The sequence below is a fragment of the Embleya sp. AB8 genome, assembly GCF_049739465.1.
In the GTDB taxonomy this organism is placed as follows: Bacteria; Actinomycetota; Actinomycetes; order Streptomycetales; family Streptomycetaceae; genus Embleya.
The window spans coordinates 268,198-288,027 of the sequence record NZ_JBMHHY010000012.1; the positions used below are offsets into that span (position 1 = coordinate 268,198).

Below are 19,830 nucleotides of genomic sequence, written 5' to 3' on the forward strand. Positions count from 1 at the left end.
TCCGACACCCGCCGCAGGCCCCGGATGCCGGATAGGGTCGTCCCATGAAGTGGCTTGTCACCGGCGGTGCCGGGTATATCGGGACGCATGTCGTGCGGGCGTTGCTCGCGGTCGGTGAGGATGTGGTCGTGCTCGACGACCTGTCCACCGGAGCGCGGGAGCGGGTGCCCGAGGGGGTGCCGCTGGTGATCGGCTCGGTGCTCGATCGGGGGGTGCTCGACGAGGTGTTCCGGGGGCACGCGGTGGACGGCGTGGTGCACATCGCGGCGAAGAAGCAGGTGCCCGAGTCGGTTTCGCGTCCCCTCTATTACTACGAGGAGAACGTCGAGGGGCTGCGGACGTTGTTGGCGGCGATGGTGGCCGCCGAGGTGACGCGGATCGTGTTCTCCTCCAGCGCGGCCGTCTACGGCATGCCGGACGTGGATCTGGTCGACGAGGACACCCCGTGTCTGCCGATCAACCCGTACGGCGAGAGCAAGTTGGTCGGCGAGTGGATGATCGGGGCGACGGCGCGCGCGCACGGGATGTCGTACGCCGCGCTGCGCTACTTCAACGTCGCGGGCGCGGGCGCGCCGGAGCTCGCGGACGCGGGCGTGTTCAACCTCGTGCCGATGGTGCTGGAAAAGCTGACGGCGGATCAGCCGCCGGTGATCTTCGGGGACGACTACGAAACCCCGGACGGCACGTGTGTGCGCGACTTCATCCATGTGGTGGACCTGGCCGAGGCGCACGTGGCCGCAACGCGCCGGCTCGCCGCCGATCCGGACGCGCGCCTGGTGTTGAACGTGGGGCGCGGCGAGGGCACGTCGGTGCGCGAGATGGTGGAACTCATCCGCGAGGTCACCGGGTTGCGCTCGCGCACGCCGGAGCTGCGCCCCCGGCGGGCGGGCGATCCGGCCCGGGTGGTGGCGAGCGCCGACCGGATCGGCGCCGAACTGGGCTGGAAGGCCCGGCTCGACACCCCGGACATGGTGGAGAGCGCGTGGGCGGGATGGCGGGCGCAACACGGCTGAGTCGGCCGGCCGCATCGGGTTATCCCGGTATTCCCGGCCATTTGGCCATCGAGTGGCCGGGAACGGTCCTTTCCGGAAGAGATCATCCACTTTGCGCTCAACCGCAAAACGGATAATCGACTTCTATCCGACACAGACTTGTGATCTACGGCGAGGGCTGCTTAGCGTTCGATCCGTCCGTATCCCACACGGACCCCGATCGCCGGTACGCCGAATCCTGTCGCCGGCCGCTCGGGAGGCTGACGAGTACCACACGACAGGAGCGGGGGAACCACAGGTGAACCGCCGCGAACGGCCCCGATCCGGGCGATCGGGCGCCGCGAACGGCTAGGGGTGAAGCCATCTCCTTCGGGAGGTGGCCGGGCTATCGATCTCCGGCCCGAATCCGACAGCTCACCTCGTAGGCGTGGGAGAGGATCAAGCCATGTTGTCCGGAACCGGGCGTCATCGCCGTCGCAGCACCAGCAGGACCACCCGTCTGATCGCCGCGGCGGGTGTCGCCGGCGTCGGCGTCGCCATGCCGATCATCGGCGCGGGCACGGCCCAGGCCGCGTCCGTGAACACCTGGGACAAGGTCGCCCAGTGCGAGAGCACGGGCAACTGGCAGATCAACACCGGCAACGGCTTCTACGGCGGCCTGCAGTTCACCCAGAGCACCTGGCACGAGTTCGGCGGCACCCAGTACGCCACGCGGGCCGACCAGGCGACCAAGGGCCAGCAGATCGCCATCGCCGAGAAGGTGCTCAAGAGCCAGGGCCCCGGCGCGTGGCCGGTGTGCTCGGTCAAGGCGGGCCTCAACCGCGGCGGCTCGAGCGCCGACGTCGACACCGGCTCCTCGGGCTCCTCGGGTTCGGCGGGCAAGACCGCGCCGAAGAGCACGCCCAAGGCGCAGAGCGAGACCACCAAACCGGCCCCGAAGAAGACCGTCGAGGCGCCCAAGGCGCAGACGCCGAAGACCGAGGCGCCCAAGACCGAGACCACCGCCAAGACCGAGACCGCCGAGACGCCGAAGACCGAGCCCGCCGCCGACTCCGCCGCGAACTCGTCCTACGTCGTGGTGGCCGGCGACACGCTCTCCCGGATCGCCGACGCCGCACACGTGCCCGGCGGCTGGCCGAAGCTGTACGAGAGCAACAAGAGCGTCGTCGGGCAGAACCCGGACCTGATCTTCCCGGGCCAGAAGCTCGCGGTCGACGGCACGGCCGCGCCGACCGCCGCCAAGACGGACACCGCACCCAAGACGGACACCACGACCAGGACCGAGGCCGCGCCCAAGGCCGAGGCGGTCAAGACCGAGACCGTCGCCAAGACGGACACGCCGAAGACCGAGACACCGAAGACCGAGACCCCCAAGTCGACCACGCCGAAGGCCTCGACCGCCAAGTCCGACACCGGCGGCGAGCACGCCTCCGGCTCGTATGTCGCCCCGGTCTCCGGCGCCACGCTCACCGCGAGCTTCGGCTCCGGCGGCTCGCACTGGGCCAGTGGCCACCACACCGGCCAGGACTTCGCGGTCTCGACCGGTACCACGGTGCGCGCGGTCACCTCGGGCACCGTCGTGTCGGCCGGTTGGGGCGGCGCGTACGGCAACGAGGTGGTCATCCGGCACGCGGACGGCAAGTACACCCAGTACGCGCACCTTTCCTCGATCTCGGTCAAGGCCGGGATGAAGGTACAGACCGGCCAGAAGATCGCGCTGTCCGGCGCGACCGGCAACGTCACCGGCCCGCACCTGCACTTCGAGGTCCGGACCACGCCCAACTACGGCTCGGCGGTCAACCCGATGACGTGGCTGCGCAGCCACGGGGTCAGCGTCTGAGGTTGGCCTCACGCGCCGGCCGGGCTATTTGGCCTCAGGCGCCGGCCGGGCTGGATTTGGCCTCACGCGCCGGCCGGGCCGGGACGACCCGGCCTCCGGCCGAGGTGGCCTCAAGCGCCGGCCCGGCTACTTGGCCTCAAACGCCGGCCGGGCTGGATTTGGCTCGGCTCGCGACGAACGGTCGCCGGGCCGGGCGTATTTGGTCCGGTTCGCGAGCGACTGTCGCCGGATCGGGCGCATTGGCCCGGCTCGTGACCGACTGCGCACCGCGGGCGCACCTTTCGGGGTGCGCCCGTCATCGCCCGCCAGGGGTTGGTCCAAATGCGCGGCTCAGGGTAGGCGGGCCGTCCTGAGCGAGCCGTCCCGGCTCAGCCACAGAGCCGTCGGGTGTCCGTCGCCGTCGACCGCACCGGTGGGGTCGGTCGGGGCGGCGTGGTCGTCGAGGGTGGTCGGCACGCCTGCCGCGTCCACCGCGACCGGGTTGCCCGCCGCGTCCCGGGTCAGGATCGTGGTCGTGCCGGCCGGCCCGGGCAGTTGGGTCAGGGACTCGTAGCCGACGCCCGCCGCCCGCTCCCCCGCCGGCTGCCACCGGCCCGGTTCGGCCTCGACCATGCTCACGATCGCCGCCGTGCCGGCTCGCCGGTAGGCCACCGTCACCCGCCCGTCCACGCCCACCGAGGCGGTCGGCGGACCCACCGGGTGATCGGCCGCGATCGTACCCGGCACCGCCGACCGGTCGCCCGTCACATCCCAGCGGCGGATGCCGTCCCGCGCCGTGCCGAAGACGGTGATCCCGCCGTCGGGCCGAGTCACCGCGGTCGGCCCCTCGACGATCTCGGCACCGCCCAGGTCGCGCCACGGCGACCAATCGGCGCTTCCGGCGGCCAGGTACCGCGTACTCAGCCCCTTCCCCCGGTTGCGCGCGAACACGTGCAACCCGCCCGCGCCGTCGGCCTGGACCAGCGGCGGGCCCAGGCCGCGCGCACCGCCGTCGGGCCCGCCCAGGTCCTGCCACGGGCCCAACTCCCCACCGGGCGCCGCCTCGATCGCGGTGAGCACCTCGAACCGGTCCCGATCACCCCGCCGGGCGCCGCCGAGCCGCAGCACGAACACCCGGATCCGCCCGTCCGCCGTGCGTACCGCCGCCGGCCCCGGGGCCAACTCGCCGTCCCCGGGCGCCGACCCGGCCTGCGGCGCGGACCAGGCGGCGGCGCCGACCCGCTCCTGGGTCCAGCGGGTGACCCGGCCGCCGAGCACGGCCCACGCGGTCAGCCGCCCGTCCGCGCCGAGCACCGGTCGCGGGCCCGCGTCGGGGAAGCGATACGTGGTGCTCTGCGGCCAGTTGGTGCCCGGCGCGGTGTCGCGCACCTTGAGGTCGCCGCAGTCCGCGCGCCCCGGGCAATAGTGCACGCGGTCGGTCCAGCCGTAGACGCTGTCGATCTCGTCCTTGCGCGCGCGGGCGTCCGGCGCCAGATTGTGCGGCCACCGCTCGTTGTAGTAGCCGCGGTAGGCGATCGCCGCGGCGCGCGCCGCGGGCCGCTCCGCGTTGTACCGGCGCAGCGCCGCCCAGGCGAACTGCGCGGCGGCGGTGTGGTCCTGGTGGTCCGAAACGCCGCCGCTGTCCGCGTGTTCCGGGTGCTTCGCGTCGTGGGTCTGCCGGTCGGGATCGGGGTCCAGGGTGCGCACCACGGTCGGCCGCTGGGCGCGCATCAGGTCCACGAGCGAGTCGATCAGGCCGTCGCGGGTATACGCGTACGGCCCGCCGGCCGGCTCGTCCAGCGGCGCCAGGGTGTCGAGTTCGCGCTCGCGCCCGCTCCACAGCGTGCGCAGCCGGCCATGCGCGCCGAGGCCCTCCTCCTTTCGGGTGTTGAGGAAGACCAGCTTGATGTTCGGCGCATCGGCGAGCCGGTCGAATTCGGCGTACGCGCCGTCCCGAAGGCGGATGCTGTGTCGCTCCCAGCGCGCCGCACGATCGCCGAGCGCCATGAACGCGTACGCCGCGCGCGAGCCGTTGTCGCGCGCGGCGGCGTACGCCTCGGGATTCCGGCGGCCACCGGGGCCGTTGCGGCCGTCCGCCTCGCCCGCGGTGAGGAAGACCGTCACATTGTCCGTGCCCGCCCGGACGGCCCGGTCGACGTCGGGGTTCATGAAGTAGAGGTCGTCGTCCTGATGCGCGACCACCTGCATCGCCGCGCCCGCCGCGGTCGGCCCCGGGGCCAGCGCGTCCAGCCCGATCGGCCGGGTCGGCGGGTGGAACGGCGGCGATCCGTAAGGGCCGGTCAGCGCCACCACCGCGCCGGTGAAGGCGAGGGCGAACACGGTGACCAGCGCGGTGAACCTGCCGGTGCCGGGGATCGTCGCCATCTGGGCGGGGCCTTTCTGGCGTTACGGGCGGGGCGGTCCCATCATCGCCGGTTGCCGCGCCGCAGCCGCAGCCGGCACGAGCTGGACGCCCACCGCGTCACCGCCCGGACACCCGCCACGACCAGGCCGGCGCAACCGAACCAGCCGAGCCCGAAGCGCGCCGGCTCGGCATGCACCCGCACCACCCGCGCGCCGGGCAGGAGTTCGGCGGCGTGGTGGAGCCACGCGGGTCGCGGGTGGGGTGGGTGGGGTGGGGCGGAGTCGCGAGCGCGGCCGGCAGGCGGGCCGGAGTCGCGAGCGCGGCGTTGCTGCTTGTTGGGCGGCTTCGCCGCCGGCTCGCGAGATACCGCTTTTTTGCTCCCCCGCTTCGCTCCTCCGCAAAAAAGCGGCACCTCGCTCGGGACGGCGTGTCCCTCCGCTTCGCTCCGGGCCACACCGTCCGAACTTGCGGCTCCGCCGCTCTCCGCGCTTCGCGCGTCGATCACGTGGGGTGGCCACGGTCGTGGGCGCTGACGCGCCCGGGATGGGCGCGGGGCGGCCCGGGTCGTGGGCGCTGACGCGCCAAGGAGTGGGCGTGTGGCGTGGGCGAAGGCTTGGGTGGTGGCGCGCGTCGGGGTGGGCGCGGGGCGAGGCCGGGTCGTGGGCGCCGACGCGCCAGCGCGACGAGGGTGAGTGTTCAGGGCGAGGGTGAGTCGTAGATGTGAGCGTCGCGCGGCCGGTCGGCGGCGGGCAGTCGGGTCGGCGCCGTACCGCCGCCCGTGGCCGCCGACTTCCCCGGCGCGGCAGTGCCCGACGCCGCGCCACCCGGGGCGGCCCCACCCGGCGTGGTCGACTTCCCCGGGTCCGCGGCCGGACTGCCCGCGCCCGATTGGTTGTTCGCCGAGCCCGCGCTGTGGTCCGGCAGTGCTTTGGCGCCCTCGGGGGTGACCCGGGTCGCGCCGATGTAGTCCGGCTTGTCGATCGGCCCGAACTTGATCACCGTGCCGGTGTACGGCGCGTGGATCATCTGGCCGTTGCCGACATACATCCCGACGTGGTGGATGCTGCGCGGGTCGCGCAGGTCGGTGGCGAAGAACACCAGGTCGCCGGGCAGGAGTTGGTCCCGCGAGGGATGCCGGCCGGCGTTCCACTGGTCGTTGGCCACCCGGGGCAGCTTGATGCCCACCGTCTCGTAGGCGGCCTGGGTCAACCCGGAGCAGTCGAACCGGCCGCCGTCGGCCGCGGTGCCCTCGCCGCCCCACAGGTAGGGCGTACCGAGCTTGGTCTGCGCGTAGTTGACCGCGCCCGCCGCGAGCGCCATCGGCTGCAGCGGCGTCTGCACCACGCCGAAGCTCTGTTCGAGCGAGCGGATGGACTTCACGTAGTCCTGGGTCTGGGTGTACGGCGGGATGCCTTTGTACTGCATCACCCGGTAGGCACCGGCGTTGTACGCGGCGAGCATGTTGTTGGTCCGGTCGCCCGGCACCGAGGCGACGTATTTGGCCAGCGAGCAGTCGTAGCGCGCGGCGGCCGGGATCGCGTCGGCCGGGTCCCACGGGCTGGCCTTGCCGTCGCCGTTGCCGTCGGTGGCCCACTCCGGCCAGGTCGTCGGCATGAACTGGGCGATGCCCTGGGCCCCTACCTCGCTGACCGCGTTCGGATTGAAGCCGCTCTCCTGGTAGAGCTGCGCGGCGAGCAGCGGCGGCGAGATCTCCGGGCACAGCCGGCCCCACTTGTCGATGATCGCCTGATAGGCGGCCGGCACCGTACCGGGGGCGAGGGTCATCGAACCACCCGCGCCGGTCTGGCTGCCGGCGGCGGACTGCATCGCGCCGACGCCCACCGTGAGCAGGCCCACCAGTCCGAACGGGACCGCCAACGCGATGCCGCCGGCCACCCAGGCTTTGCGCATCGCAGGCCCCCCGATTCTCCGCTGCTCTCCGCGGCCGGGACGGGCCGCGACGGAACACTCCGAGCACATTGTGCGTGCCACGATTGCTCAGCGCAATCACCCGTGATACACACAGTGATCAGACACACTTGCCGAGGTGGTAGCCCGATCGGCTTCCCCACAGCACAATAAACGAACGACCCACTCCTCTTGTCGAAAGTGACCGGAGGCAACCAAAAGCCCGACCTCGGGGGCGGTGAACAACGTGTTTCTTGGCGAAGGCAACGGCGACATCAATACGATCATCGGCGGGATAGCTCCGAACTGGGGCCCGTTCGCGAAGCTGGGCGGCGAAGCCCGGATCATGGTCGAGGTGATCATGGCCGTAGCCCTGCTGCTGTGTCTGGCGATCGCGATCTGGGGCGCCGCGAAGCAGCGCATAGGGGCGACCGCGATGCGCGACACCTTCAGCGCGGAGCAGGGCAAGGGCCTCATCATCGCCGGCTTGACCGGTGTCTTCATCATCGGATCGCTCGGGACGCTGTTCACGATCGTGTACGGAATGGCGATCTAGACCGATTCGCACCCTGCCGTCCCCAAGGTGGCGAATCCGTGGTGTGTTATCCCGGGCGCGGCGCACTCCGGTGTGTCGTGCGCCCCGAAAACGGAATGCCCCATTCCGCATTCGAGGCAAAGCAGCAATTCCGGTTCCTTTACCGGACAATCGAGCCTGTGTTCACGCAACAGCGCGGTGCCACCGGAATGACCGCCCGTCTGGGAAGATCGTTCCGGCTGCAACCGAACCCGGCGGCGCTCCGCCCCCGGGGACTGTGTTGTGCGCGCAGGTCGTCCGCTTCCACCGGCCTGCCGCGGTAAGGGGGGACAGGCCATGAGCGACGAGGAACCCGCCACGCGTACCCGCCTGCCCAGACCCACCTCCGCACCGGAGGGTCCGGAGCCCAGGCGCAACCCCATACTGTCCGGGATCGGCGTGGTCGTGGTGATCGCCGTGGTCATCGTGTCCCTGCTGTTCGCCGCGAACCGCTCCGACCACGGCAACGGCAACGGCTCCACCGCGGGCGACGCCGGGAAGACCTCCGCGGCCCCCCAAGCGCCGGGCGGACCACCGCTGTCCGCCGCACAGGTGCCCGAGCGGACCGAGTCCGGCGTACCCGTCGGCTACCCGCAGACCGCGGAGGGCGCGCAGTCCGCCGCGTCAAACTTCGTCGTCGCCTACGGCTCCGCCCGGATGTTCCGGGCCACCACGCGCACCGCGATCATCGGCACGATCACCGACCCGGCCGTGCGTGACGGCCTGCTTGCCCGGACCGACCAGGTGTTCCGGGCGCAGACCACCACGTTCGGCCTCCAGGCCGACGGTGCCCCGCCCAAGGGACAGACGTTCGTCTGCCGGGCCGTGCCGATGGGTACCAAGTCGGTGTCGTACAGCGCTACTTCGGCAACCGTGGAGGTCTGGAGCGTGGGCGTGGTGGGGCTGGCCGGTACGGGCTCCACCAAGCCGGTGGCCGAGGCGTGGAACACCACCACGATGCGGCTGTCCTGGGTGAACGGCGACTGGAAGATGTCCGAGTTCGGCCAGAAGGAGGGTCCGACCCCCATCTCCGGACTCCAGGATCCGTCCAGCGCCACCGACATCGCCAAGGCCGACGGGGAGTTCGGGGAATTGCGCCATGCACGCTGACCGGGAACGCCACAGCCGCCGCAATCGCCTGCTGACCGTCGGCGGGCTGGTGACGACCCTTCAGGTCGTCCTCGTGCTCGGCGCGACCCGCGTGTTCGCCGACCCCACCCCCGGCGCGAGCACACCGCCGTCCGGCGGCGCCACGCTCGCGCCGAGCGCCCCCGCAAGCAAGCCCGAGTGCGACCTGCTCACCGGTCCCGCCAAGGACATCTGCAACAACGGCGGCCCCAGCGCGCCGGGTTCCGGCACCCTGGGCACCGTCACCGACCCGCTCGGCTCGATCGCCAAGGGCTGCGCGGACGCGGCGACCTGGATCATCGACAAGCTGGCCGGCGCGGTCAACGACACCACGCAGGTCGACTTCACCAACCCCGGCTTCCTGCGCCAATACGCGGTGGTGTTCGCCGCGTCCACCTTCCTCACCCTGATCCTGTGGATACTGGCCGTCGCCAAGCGCGCCGTGCGCGGCGTGCCGATCGGCACCGCGATCAGCGAGGCGGTCGGCTATCTGTGGCTCGCGGTGATCGCGTCCGCGTTCACCCCGCTGATGCTCTATCTGGCCGTGTCGATGACCGACGCGATCACCGCCGCCATCGCGACCGGCACCCAGCAGGACACCAACAAGTTCCTCGGCGGCTTCTCCAAGGCGCTGGACCCGGCGAGCAATCTGGGCGGCGGCCCGGTCATGCTCATCTTCGTATCCCTGCTCTCGATGGCCGCCGCGGCCGTTTTGTGGGTCGAACTCCTGGTCCGCGCCGCGATGTTGTACGTCGGCGCGATCCTGGGCACGGCGGTCTACTCGGGCCTCGTGGACAAGGCGATGTGGCACCACGTACGGCGCTGGGCCGGGATCATGATCGCCGTACTGCTGGCCAAGCCGGTGATCGTGATCGTGCTCGGACTGGCCACCGCGGTCACCTCGGGCGGCAAGGACGACGCGTTCTCCTCGGTGCTCTCCGGCCTGGCGATCCTGTTCCTGTCCATCTTCGCCAGCGTGCTCATCTACCGCTTCGTGCCCAGCATCGGCGACGACATGGCCGCCCTGCACAGCAGCCGAAAGGCGATGCAGTCGGCCGGTCCGGCCTCGATGGTCAACGGCCCCGCCACCTACATGAAGCAGGGCATCCAGGCACACGCCTCGCGCGGGTCGACCGGCGCCGGCTCTGCCCCGGTGACCGCGAACGCCGTATCGTCGGGCATTGCGGCCCACGGCACCAGGGGCGGGGGATCGGGCGGCACCCCGGCACCGGCACCGGCGCCCCAGGCCAACCCCGCGGCAACGCCTCACGCGAGGAACGGTAAAGAGTAATGACAACGCAACCGGTCGCCCGACGCCGGACCTTCCTGATCGGCAAGGCCAAACCCACGGCGGTCATCGGCAAGAACCGCGAGCCCGGCGAGATCTTCCTGATCATCGCGGCCGGCGGACTCGCGCTGCTGTGGGGCCTGGTGGTGCCGATCCTGGTGCTGCGCATCGCGGGTCTGGTCGGCTTCCCGGTACTCGCGTTCGCCGCCGTGTACATGCCGTACAAGAAGCGCACGTTCTACAAGTGGTGGGAGATCAACCGCACCTACAAGCGCACCCTCAAGCGCGGCGCCACGTATCGCTCGGCGGTCTCCGAGGCGGGCACCCGGCTGACCGGGCAGGGCGTCGCGGTCGGCGCGCCGCCCGGGGTCGGCCGGGTGACCTGGTCGAGCGTGCCGTTCGGCCCGGACGACCTGACCGTGCTGCTGCACCTGGAGCGGCGCACCGTCACCGCCGCGATCGAGATCGAGGGCCCCGGCGTGGGGCTGCGCGACTCGGAGGACCAGGAGGCGCTGGTCGAGCGGTTCGGCACGCTGCTCAAGCACGTGGCCAACGGGGACGGCTTCGTCACCCGGCTGCAGGTGCTGGCCCGCACACTGCCCGCCGACCCGGACGCGCACGCCAAGGACGTGGCCCGGCGCGGCGATCACAAGGCGCCGCTGTGGGTGCAGGACTCCTACGAGCAGCTCCAGTCGATGGTGTCCACGTCCTCCGAGCAACACCGGGCCTATCTGATCGCGTGTATGCACTACACCCGCGACCTGGCCGCCGAGGCGAACGTGATGGGCAAGGGCGACAAGGGCATCGGCGTGGTGATGGCGCGCGAACTCACCGACGTGTGCGCCCGGTTGGCCGAGGCGGACATCCGGGTCCGGCAACCGCTGAACGAGGCCCGGCTGGCCTCGCTGATCCACTCGATGTACGACCCCGAACACCAGATCGACGCGTTCGACGGCATGCAGGCCCGCTACTCGTGGCCCGCCGAGTTGGACGCGACGCACCCGAACTACCTGGAGGCCAAGACCCGCGAATCGGACTCGGCCGAGCCGTGGTGTCACGCCACCGCGTGGATCAAGGAGTGGCCGCTGACCCCGGTCGGGGTCAACTTCCTGGCCCCGCTCCTGGTCCACACCCCGGATGTGATCCGTACCGTCGCGGTCACCATGGATCTGGAGCCCACCGACGTCGCGATCGAGCGCATGCTCACCGAGAAGACCAACGACGACGCGGACGCGGCCCGCGCGGCCAAGATGAACCGGGTGCTCGACCCGCGCGACATGGCCCACACCGGCCGGGTCGACCAGCGCGGCGAGGACCTGGCGGGCGGCGCGGCCGGGGTGAACATCGTCGGCTACATCACGGTGTCCTCGCGCAACCCGGACCAACTCTCCCGGGACAAACGCACGATCCGGGCGTCGGCGGGGAAGTGTTTCCTCAAGCTGGAGTGGTGCGACCGCGAGCAGCACCGCGCGTTCGTCAACACGCTGCCCTTCGCGACGGGTATCCGCAGGTGAGCGCCGGCGGCGGGACCGCCGGGCACCGGATGAAAGGGGTGATCGCATGGCGGGTCTGATGTCCACGCTGACCCAGGGCTTCTCCGGGATGATCTTCGGCCGGGGCGAGACCCAACGACTCCCGGTGCGCACCTCCACCGGCCAGGCCCAGGCGGTCTACCTGCCCACCGCCGCACCCGGGCTCGGCGACTCCGGGGTGATCATCGGGCGCGAGGTCTACTCCGGCAAGGGCTACATCTACGACCCCTTCCAGCTGTACGGCCAACAACTGCCCGCGCCGCACTGGCTGGTCCTGGGCGAGTCCGGGAACGGCAAGTCGGCGCTGGAGAAGACTTACGTACTGCGCCAGTTGCGCTTTCGCGACCGCCAGGTGGTGGTCCTGGACGCGCAGGGCGAGGACGGCGTCGGCGAGTGGAACCTGATCGCCGAGGCGCTGGGCGTCCGACCGGTCCGGCTCGACCCCAACGACCTCGCCAGCGACGCGGTGCGGCTCAATCCGCTGGACCCGGCGATCGCGGTCACCGGCCAACTGGCGCTGCTGCGCACCATCATCGAGGTGGCGATGGGCCACACACTCCAAGAGCGCGCCGGCTATGCGCTCAAAGCCGCGCACACGCACGTGATGCGCACGGTGCACGGCCGCCAGCCGATCCTGCCGGACATCGTCGAGGCGCTGCGCAATCCCACCCCGGAGTCGTGCGAACTGCTCAGCCTGGACGTCAAGGACGTCCGGATCTGGGGCCTGGACGTGGCACTGGTCCTGGACCGGCTCACCGACGGCGACCTCAAGGGCATGTTCGAGGGGCCGACCACCGACGGGATCGATCTCGACTCGCCGCTGATCATCTTCGACCTGTCGCACATCGACCGGAACTCGATCGCGATGCCGATCCTGATGGCGATCGTGGGGGTGTGGCTGGAGCACACCTGGATCCGGCCGGACCGGGTCAAGCGGATCTTCCTGGTCGAAGAGGCCTGGCACATCATCAACAGCCCGTTCGTGGCCCAACTCTTCCAGCGGCTGCTCAAGTTCGGCCGCCGGCTCGGCCTGTCCTTCGTCGCCGTGGTCCACCACCTCTCCGACGTGGTGGACGGCGCGGCGGCCAAGGAGGCGTCGGCGATCCTGAAGATGGCCTCGACCAGGACCGTGTACATGCAAAAGGCCGACGAGGCGCGCGCGACCGGGAAGGTGCTCGGGCTGCCGCGCTGGGCGGTGGAGATCATCCCGACCCTGACCCCGGGCATCGCGGTGTGGGACGTCAACGGCAACGTGCAGGTGGTCAAACACCTGATCACCGACACCGAACGACCGATGGTCTACACCGACCGGGCGATGACCGAGGACGCGGTGGAGGAACGGGTGCGCGCCGAGGCGGCGTTGGCCGGCGATCCGGCGGCGTAGCGATGGGCTGGTCGTCGGGGGAGCCACCGGTGCCGCGCGAGCCGATGCCGGGTCGAACGCCGTCGCGGGGGATCCCGGACGGGCTGCTGATCGCGGGGTTGATGCTGCTGGTCGCGGGCACTGCGGTGATCTGGGCGGCCACCGGGCTGGCCGCGTTGGCGAGCGGCAAGGACTGGCCGGACCGGGTCACCTATCACCGCTCGGCGCTGGCGATCCGGTCGATATTCGGTGAGCCGGGCAACCTGCCGCGCGCGTGGCCGGACACCCCGCCGGGGCAACTGCCCTCCCCCGCCGCGTTCTGGACCGCGTTCGGCTGCGTGGTGGCGTTCCTGCTGCTCCTGGCGTGGTGGGTGTTCCGCTGGTGGCTGCACCTGGTGGCGACCCGGACGGCGCGCGCCGCGGCCGGGAACACACCGGCAAATTCGCCGAATTCGGCTGCCCGGAACCGGAATCAGCGGCTTCCGGATGGGGAATGATGCCGGTGCGCTCCTTTGCCGAGGGCGCCCCTGATCGTGGCCGGGCCTGGTCGCCGCGTGGCCGTATGGCGACCCGGCGATCGGCCCGACCCACCATGTTCGTGGCCGCATGGCCCTGATGGGGCTTCGGGCTGCGGTGGGGCATTTGGTGCCGTGGGTTGGCCTCAAACGCCGGCCGGGCTGAACTGTGGCCTCAAACGCCGGCCGGGCTGGTGATTTGCCGGCCGGGCTGGGGATTTGCCGACCCGGCCGGTGATTTGCCGGCCCGGCCGGTGACTTGCTCGCCCGACTGGTGATTTGCCGACCCTGACGGTGATTTGCCGGCCCGGCCGGTGAGTTGCTCGCCCGACTGGTGATTTGCCGGCCCGGACGGTGATTTGCCGGCTCGGGGGATTGGTGGCGCTGGACGATTGGTGGCGCTGGACGATTGGTGGCGCTGGACGATTGGTGGTGCTCGGGCATCGGGGATCAATCCGTCCAGGTCATGCATTCTTCGCAACGGTAGGCTCGGGGGCCGGACTTGTATTCGACTCGGTCGGATTTGCGGTAGTACTTGCAGGCTCGGTTCTTGCAGACGATCGGGTGGCCGTCCACCGCTTCCAGGGGCAGTGGGGTCGTTTCGTAGGTGCACGGTGTGGGCGGGAGTTTTTTGTAGTAGCCGCCGGTGGCCGGCAGCGCAGTCGGGTCGAACGGCGAGTACGCGGCCCCGTCGGACGCGGTCATCCGTACCTCCTCTGTGTGCCGGCACGCTAGCCGAGACTCAGCGCTGCTGTACGGCGATCGCGGCCAGCACCAGCAGGCCGCCCAGGATTCGTTGCGGGCCGAGTACGTCGCCCTGGAGGGCGGCGCCGAGCACGGTCGCGGTCAGCGGTTCGAGGAGCACCGCCACGATGGCGCCGCGCGCGTGTGCCCGGGCGAGCGCGGTGAAGTAGGCGACGTACGCGGTGGCCGTGGGCACCAGGCCGAGGAAGACGACCGTGCCCAGGATGTCGGCGCGGATCGGTACGGCCATCCCGACGGCGAGCCCGGCGGGCAGCAACAGGCAGCCGCCGAACAGGAGTCCGAGCCCGGTACCGGCCACCCGGTCGAGCGTGTGCGGGGCCGGCCGTGGGTCCAGGGTGAGCGCGGCGAACCCGGCGGCGGCGAGCAGCGCGAACCCGGTGCCGGTGAGCACGTCGTGCGTACCGCCCGCAGGTGACCCGAGCAGCAGCACCAGGCCGAGGATCGCGACGGCGATACCGAGGCACGCGGACCGGCTCGGCCGGCGTCGGTCGCGCACGGCCTGGCCGGTGGTGACCAGGATCGGGACGCCGACCATGGTGGTGAGCGTGGCCGGGCCGACCGACATCGCGGCCACGGCCGCGAAGTAGGCGGTCTGGAACACCGCGAGCAGGGCACCCGTGGTCGCGATCCGCCCGAGTTCGGCTCGGCCGAGCGACCGCAACCGCCCCGAGCCGAGCGCGTAGCCGGTGATCAACAGGCCACCGACGAGCAGCCGATAGGCCGCCACGGCCACCGGGTGCAGCCCGGCCCGAGCGGCCAGCGCCGACCCGGCGATCCCCCCGGTCCCCCAGCAGATCCCGGTGAGGACGAACAGTTCGAGCCCGGAACGGGAGTCCCGGGCAGCATGCATGAAGGTACGAACAGACATGGGAATGCTCCGACTTCGACGCCAACAGGACAACGTCGGAGCGGGGCGGCACCGGTTCGGGCCAGGCCAAAAGGAGGTCGCGACCCGCGTACTACCGGATCGGACCCGGGCTCACCCCGCTCAGTGGCGGGGCGGCGGGGAAATCGGCCGGTGGCGATGCATGGGCGTCACCCTAATGCGCCGGCCCGGCCCGGGCGCAGGGGTTTGCGAACGAACAACCCGTCAGAGCCAGTCCAGGAGGCGGGCCGCGTGGGCTCGGGTCGGGCAGGGTTCGGGGGCGCCGCAGGTGCAGGATCCGGTGGGGGCGTAGCGGTGTCGGATCAGCGTGTGGGTGACCAGCAGGCGGTATTCGAGCAGTGTGTCCTCGGCCGGGGTCGGGCGGCGCGGGCGGGGCGCGCGGAGTACTCGTGGGGCCGGTTTGGGCAGGTCGGCCGGCAGCGGGCGGTCCAGGCGCTCGATGTCCGTACGTTGGCGCGGGATGCGTACTCGCATGTGTCCGGTGGTCCCCTTGTCGTCCGGTGGCTCGGCGGATCGGCGCGCCCGGGCGGGGGCGGCGCCCGGGTCACTCCGTGTCGAGGCGCCCGCCCGCGTCCGGCTGGGATTCCTCCACCCGCGCCAACATGCCGCGCAGCCCGGCGGCCAGCGCCTGCCGCTCGGCGGGACCCAGGTCCTGGAGCAGCGCGGCCTCGAAGACCGCCGCCTCGCGCACCACGCGCAGCCAGACGTCGCGCCCGGTGGTGGTCAGTTCGACGATCACCCGGACCCGGTTCTGCTCGTCGCGGGTCCGGGTGACCAGGTCCTCGGCGACCATCCGGTCGAGTCGGTGGGTCATCGCCGCCGGGGTCAGGCCGAGCCGGCGGGCCAGTTCGCCGGGGCTGAGCCGGTAGGGGCGGCCGACCAGGACCAGCGCCTTGAGCACCTCCCACTCGGCGTTGGTGATGCCCAGTGCGGTGAGTTGGCGGCCGTACGCGACGTTCATCCGACGGTTGAGCTTGGACAGCGCCGCCACGATCGTCTCGACCTGCGGGTCCACCTCGGGGAATTCGCGCTGGAAGACGGCGAGATATTCCTCGATGTCGCCTTCGTCCGCTGTTGCCTGCTCGGCCCCCTCTGTCATGCGGGGAAGTATCGCATCTCCCGACCGCCCGGCCGACGCCTCCGAACCCGGTCGGGCGTTAAGCGTTGGACGTAAACGCTATAGATCCGTATAGTTTAGGTCTGAAGTCTTCAGGCTTGAGGACTCGGACTCATCGGACCACCAGGCAGGGCGGCGTCGCCGGCGTGGGCCCGGGCTCAACCCCGGCCGCCCCCGGCACGCCCACCTCGACGCGAAAACAGGCGATCCCCCTTTCGCCGGACCCGGGCACGCCCCGTGCCGGCACCGGGCGGCTCGGCTGTTTCCTGCTGCCCACCGGTCCCGATCCCGAGCCCCGCCTGCGGACCGATCCCCGCGGGCCGGAGCGGCCGGCCCGCGCTACCGGTAGTCGGGAGGTGTGTGATGGCGACCCAGGGTGCCCTGCGGCGGATTCAGCTCGGGAACGCGCTCAGCGCGTTCGGCAGTGGTTTCACGGTGCCGTTCCTGTTCGTATACGTGACTCGGGTGCGAAACCTGTCGGCCGGTCAGGCCGGCCTGATGTTCAGCGTGCTCGCCATCGCGGCGCTGTGCGCCCTCCCGCTGGTCGGCCCGGCGATCGACCGGCGCGGGCCGCGGCCGGTCGTGGTGGTCGGCTCGGTGCTGGCCGCGTTCGGCGCGCTGACCCTGGGGTTGGCCCGGAACGAGGCATCGGTGCTGCTCGGCGCCGCGCTGCTCGGGGCCGGCGTGGCGGCGATCCAGCCCGCGCTGGCGACGATGATCGTGCGGTGTACGACGGCGCTGACCCGGGCGCGGGCGTTCGCGCTCCAGTTCACCTTCAACAACCTGGGCCTGGGCATCGGCGGGCTGATCGGCGGGCTGATCGTCGATCCGTCGCGGCCGGGCAGCTTCACGCTGCTGTTCGCCGTCGAGACCGCGATGTTCCTGGTCCTTGGCGCGGTGTGCGGCACGGTACGGCTGCCCGCGGTGCCGGTCACGCCGGCCGGGACGGTGCCGGGGGCGGGGTTCCGGCATCTGCTCCGAAACCGCGCGATGGTTCGGCTGTGCGTGGTCAGCGCGGTCATCTTCTTCACCTGCTACGGCCAGTTCGAATCGGGCCTGGCCGCGTTCGCGACCGAGGTCAGCCGGATCTCGCCGAGCATGCTGGGCGTGGCACTGGCGGCCAACACGGCGGTGATCGTGCTCGGTCAGCTCACCGTGCTGCGGATCACCCAGCGGCGGCGGCGCAGCACGGTGATCGCGGCGACCGGCGTGGTGTGGCTGCTGGCCTGGATCGTGACCGCGATCTCCGGTCTGGTACACGGCAACACCGCCGCGGCGGCGTTCACGATCATCACCACCTACGCCCTGCTGGGCGTCGGCGAATCCCTGCTGGCCCCGACCCTGGGCCCGATGGTCGCCGACCTGGCCCCCACACACCTGCTCGGCCAGTACAACGCGGCCCAGTCCCTGGTAAAGCAGTTGGCCATGGCCGCGGGCCCGGCGTTCGCGGGGGTAATGGTCGGCGCCAACCTGTACGCCCCGTACCTGGCCGCCCTGATGGCCGCCTCGATCCTGATCACCATCCTGGGCCTACGCATGCGCCACACCCTGAACCCAACCCAAAACGGCGCAATAATCGCCGAACACAGCCGCCCGACAGCCCAGGTCCTGACGGCGTAAGCCAAAATCCGCCGGCGAGGCAAGTCACGCCAGACAAAAATCAGCCCGGCCGGCGCTTGAGGCCACTCAGCCCGGCCGGCACGTGAGGCCAAATAGCCCGGCCGGCGTTTGAGGCCAACCAAGCGCAACCAACGCCCAAGGTCAGCCAAACTCATCCAGCCCGGCCGGCGCTTGAGGCCACTCAGCCCGGCCGGCGTTTGAGGCCAAATAGCCCGGCCGGCGCCTGAGGCCAAGCAGCCCGGCCGGCACGTGAGGCCAAAACCCGGCTCACCCCAACGGGAACTCGCACCAGACCGTCTTGCCCTCGTCCGTCAACCGACTCCCCCACGACTTCGCGATCGTCGCGACAATCGCCACCCCTCGCCCGCTCTCGTCGTCGGCCGCCGCCCGCCGCCGCCTCGGCACGTGGTCGTCCGCGTCCGACACTTCGACGATCAAGCGTTTGTCCGTGCGCCGCAGGCGCAACCGCATCGGCGCCGCCCCGTGCGTCAGCGCGTTCGCCACGAACTCGCTGACCGCGAGCACCCCCAGCTCGCGCAGCTCCTCACCCACCTGCCAACTCGCCAGCACCCCGGACGTGAACGCCCGCCCCCGCGCCGCCACCTCGCTCCCGCCCAGCAGGTCGAGCGACGCGGTCCGGAACAGCCGCGCCTGAGCCCCCTCGCGGCGCGGCAGCTGAAGCACCAGCATCGCCATGTCGTCGTCGTGCTCCTCGGGCAACTGCATGTGCGCGATCAAGTGGTCCCGAACCGCCTCGGGTTCGCCCACCGAGGACAACAACGCCGCGCCGAGCGTGTCGATCCCCTCGTCCAGGTCCTCACCCCGACGCTCCACCAGACCATCGGTATAGAGCACCACCGTCGACCCCGGATCCAGCGTGATCCGCCCCGACGTATGCGGCCAACTCGCCCCGGTCCCCAGCGGCGGCCCGTTGGCGTCGTCCAGCTTGTGGATCACGTCCTCGCCGTCGCGCACCAGCGGCGGCAGATGCCCCGCCGTCGAATAGGTGAGCACGCCCTCCCCCGGGTCGTATACGGCGTATGCGCACGTCGCGATCTGTGTCGCGTCGATCTCCATCGCGGTCTCGTCGAGCAGTTGCAGGATCTCGTGCGGCGGCAGGTCGAGCCGCGCGTACGCCCGTACCGCCGTGCGCAGTTGCCCCATCACCGCGGCGGCCCGCACTCCTCGGCCCATCACGTCGCCGATCACCAGCGCGGTGCGGCCCGCGCCCAGCGTGATCACGTCGTACCAGTCGCCGCCGACCGCCGCGTCCGTCCCGCCCGGCAGATACTTCGCCGCCACGATCAGGTCGTCGGGGTTCTCCAACCGCTGGGGCAGCAGGCTGCGTTGCAGGGTGACCGCGGCCTGCCGGTGCCGCCGCTCGCTCTCCCGCAGCCGGTCGGTGGCCTGTACCTGGTCGGTCACGTCGACCGCGAAGACCAGGACACCGCGCGCGTCGCCGCCGCGACCGGCCGCCTCGGGGCGTACCGGGGTGCAGACGAACGTGTAGTAGCCGTGCTTGCGCTCGCTCTCCGGCATGCCGGGATACGTCTCGCCGCGATGGTCCACCCGCCGGGCCCGGACCGTGCGCCCGCGCCCGGTCCGATAGACCTGGTCCATCAGCGCCAGCAGCCCGTGCTCGGCGAGTTCGGGCAGCGCGTCCCGGGCCGGCACCCCGGTCTTACGCGCGCCGAAGACCGCCCGGTAGGCGTCGTTGACGTAACACAGCTCGTGGTTCGACCCTCGCGTGACCGCGATCAGCGCGGGCGCGTGGGCCAACACGTCGCGCAGCGGGAAGGTGTCGTTCGATTCCTGGCTGCGTGCCGCCGGCACCGAGCGCCGCCGGTCACCGGCCAGTCGGGCGCCCCACCGAGTGATGTTCAACCGCTCGCTTCCTAGGGAGTTCTTCACGCTAAGCGCATGGATGTATACCGCAGGTGACATCACCAGTGTGGGCG

Annotated in this window: 15 protein-coding genes, 1 pseudogene and 1 riboswitch; of the genes and pseudogenes, 9 read left to right on the forward strand and 7 right to left on the reverse strand. The window is 71.3% G+C overall.

What is annotated here, in order from left to right:
* Positions 1-44: 44 nt before the first annotated feature.
* Both galE and ABIA38_RS19820 read left to right on the forward strand, forming a co-directional pair.
* Entirely contained in the window at positions 45-1,013 is a 969-nt protein-coding gene (gene galE / locus ABIA38_RS19815) for a UDP-glucose 4-epimerase GalE (protein WP_424640018.1), read from the forward strand.
* Between the two features lie 230 nt (positions 1,014-1,243).
* Positions 1,244-1,433: riboswitch (cyclic di-AMP (ydaO/yuaA leader) on the forward strand.
* Positions 1,434-1,437: 4 nt separating this feature from the next.
* Positions 1,438-2,832 carry a transglycosylase family protein gene (locus ABIA38_RS19820; protein ID WP_424640019.1) on the forward strand — a complete coding sequence of 465 codons (1,395 nt, stop codon included), beginning with the start codon at positions 1,438-1,440 and terminating at the stop codon, positions 2,830-2,832.
* A gap of 330 nt (positions 2,833-3,162) precedes the next feature.
* Here the strand turns inward: ABIA38_RS19820 and ABIA38_RS19825 are convergent, their stop codons facing one another.
* Together ABIA38_RS19825 and ABIA38_RS19830 are read right to left on the reverse strand one after the other, a co-directional pair.
* The gene (locus tag ABIA38_RS19825; RefSeq protein WP_424640020.1) at positions 3,163-5,196 is read right to left on the reverse strand and encodes a PIG-L family deacetylase; all 2,034 of its coding nucleotides are present in this window, start codon (positions 5,194-5,196) and stop codon (positions 3,163-3,165) included.
* An 898-nt stretch (positions 5,197-6,094) separates the two neighbouring features.
* Positions 6,095-7,087 (reverse strand): annotated as a pseudogene (locus tag ABIA38_RS19830) (NlpC/P60 family protein); the annotation flags it as partial.
* Positions 7,088-7,331: 244 nt separating this feature from the next.
* Here ABIA38_RS19830 and ABIA38_RS19835 point away from each other — a divergent pair.
* The 6 genes from ABIA38_RS19835 (at position 7,332) to ABIA38_RS19860 (ending at position 13,466) form a co-directional block, all read left to right on the forward strand.
* Complete coding sequence (locus ABIA38_RS19835) at positions 7,332-7,640, forward strand: hypothetical protein (protein ID WP_424640068.1); 309 nt, start codon at positions 7,332-7,334, stop codon at positions 7,638-7,640.
* Between the two features lie 315 nt (positions 7,641-7,955).
* Positions 7,956-8,768 carry a hypothetical protein gene (locus ABIA38_RS19840; RefSeq protein ID WP_424640021.1) on the forward strand — a complete coding sequence of 271 codons (813 nt, stop codon included), beginning with the start codon at positions 7,956-7,958 and terminating at the stop codon, positions 8,766-8,768.
* Entirely contained in the window at positions 8,758-10,077 is a 1,320-nt protein-coding gene (locus tag ABIA38_RS19845) for a hypothetical protein (RefSeq protein ID WP_424640022.1), read from the forward strand. Before ABIA38_RS19840 ends, ABIA38_RS19845 begins: the two co-directional genes overlap by 11 nt.
* Positions 10,077-11,588, forward strand: coding sequence for an SCO6880 family protein (locus ABIA38_RS19850; RefSeq protein WP_424640023.1), 1,512 nt, complete (start codon positions 10,077-10,079; stop codon positions 11,586-11,588). The genes ABIA38_RS19845 and ABIA38_RS19850 overlap by 1 nt, the downstream gene beginning before the upstream one ends.
* A 58-nt stretch (positions 11,589-11,646) precedes the next feature.
* The gene (locus ABIA38_RS19855; protein WP_424640069.1) at positions 11,647-12,990 is read left to right on the forward strand and encodes an ATP-binding protein; all 1,344 of its coding nucleotides are present in this window, start codon (positions 11,647-11,649) and stop codon (positions 12,988-12,990) included.
* A gap of 29 nt (positions 12,991-13,019) precedes the next feature.
* Positions 13,020-13,466 carry a hypothetical protein gene (locus tag ABIA38_RS19860; protein WP_424640024.1) on the forward strand — a complete coding sequence of 149 codons (447 nt, stop codon included), beginning with the start codon at positions 13,020-13,022 and terminating at the stop codon, positions 13,464-13,466.
* 468 nt (positions 13,467-13,934) lie between these two features.
* Here the strand turns inward: ABIA38_RS19860 and ABIA38_RS19865 are convergent, their stop codons facing one another.
* The 4 genes from ABIA38_RS19865 to ABIA38_RS19880 form a co-directional block, all read right to left on the reverse strand.
* Positions 13,935-14,189: a hypothetical protein gene (locus ABIA38_RS19865; protein ID WP_424640025.1), complete on the reverse strand. Its 255-nt coding sequence runs from the start codon at positions 14,187-14,189 to the stop codon at positions 13,935-13,937.
* Positions 14,190-14,226: 37 nt separating this feature from the next.
* Positions 14,227-15,117 (reverse strand): DMT family transporter, encoded by an 891-nt coding sequence (locus ABIA38_RS19870; protein WP_424640026.1) that lies wholly within the window; start codon positions 15,115-15,117, stop codon positions 14,227-14,229.
* Positions 15,118-15,339: 222 nt separating this feature from the next.
* Positions 15,340-15,609 carry a hypothetical protein gene (locus ABIA38_RS19875; protein WP_424640027.1) on the reverse strand — a complete coding sequence of 90 codons (270 nt, stop codon included), beginning with the start codon at positions 15,607-15,609 and terminating at the stop codon, positions 15,340-15,342.
* Between the two features lie 70 nt (positions 15,610-15,679).
* A complete protein-coding gene (locus ABIA38_RS19880) occupies positions 15,680-16,234 on the reverse strand; it encodes a MarR family winged helix-turn-helix transcriptional regulator (protein WP_424640028.1) in 555 nt (184 codons plus the stop codon).
* Positions 16,235-16,615: 381 nt separating this feature from the next.
* Here ABIA38_RS19880 and ABIA38_RS19885 point away from each other — a divergent pair, with 381 nt between their 5' ends.
* Positions 16,616-17,872, forward strand: a complete 1,257-nt coding sequence (locus ABIA38_RS19885) for an MFS transporter (protein ID WP_424640029.1) — start codon at positions 16,616-16,618, stop codon at positions 17,870-17,872.
* Between the two features lie 267 nt (positions 17,873-18,139).
* Here the strand turns inward: ABIA38_RS19885 and ABIA38_RS19890 are convergent, their stop codons facing one another.
* Entirely contained in the window at positions 18,140-19,756 is a 1,617-nt protein-coding gene (locus ABIA38_RS19890) for a SpoIIE family protein phosphatase (protein WP_424640030.1), read from the reverse strand.
* Between the last annotated feature and the right edge of the window lie 74 nt (positions 19,757-19,830).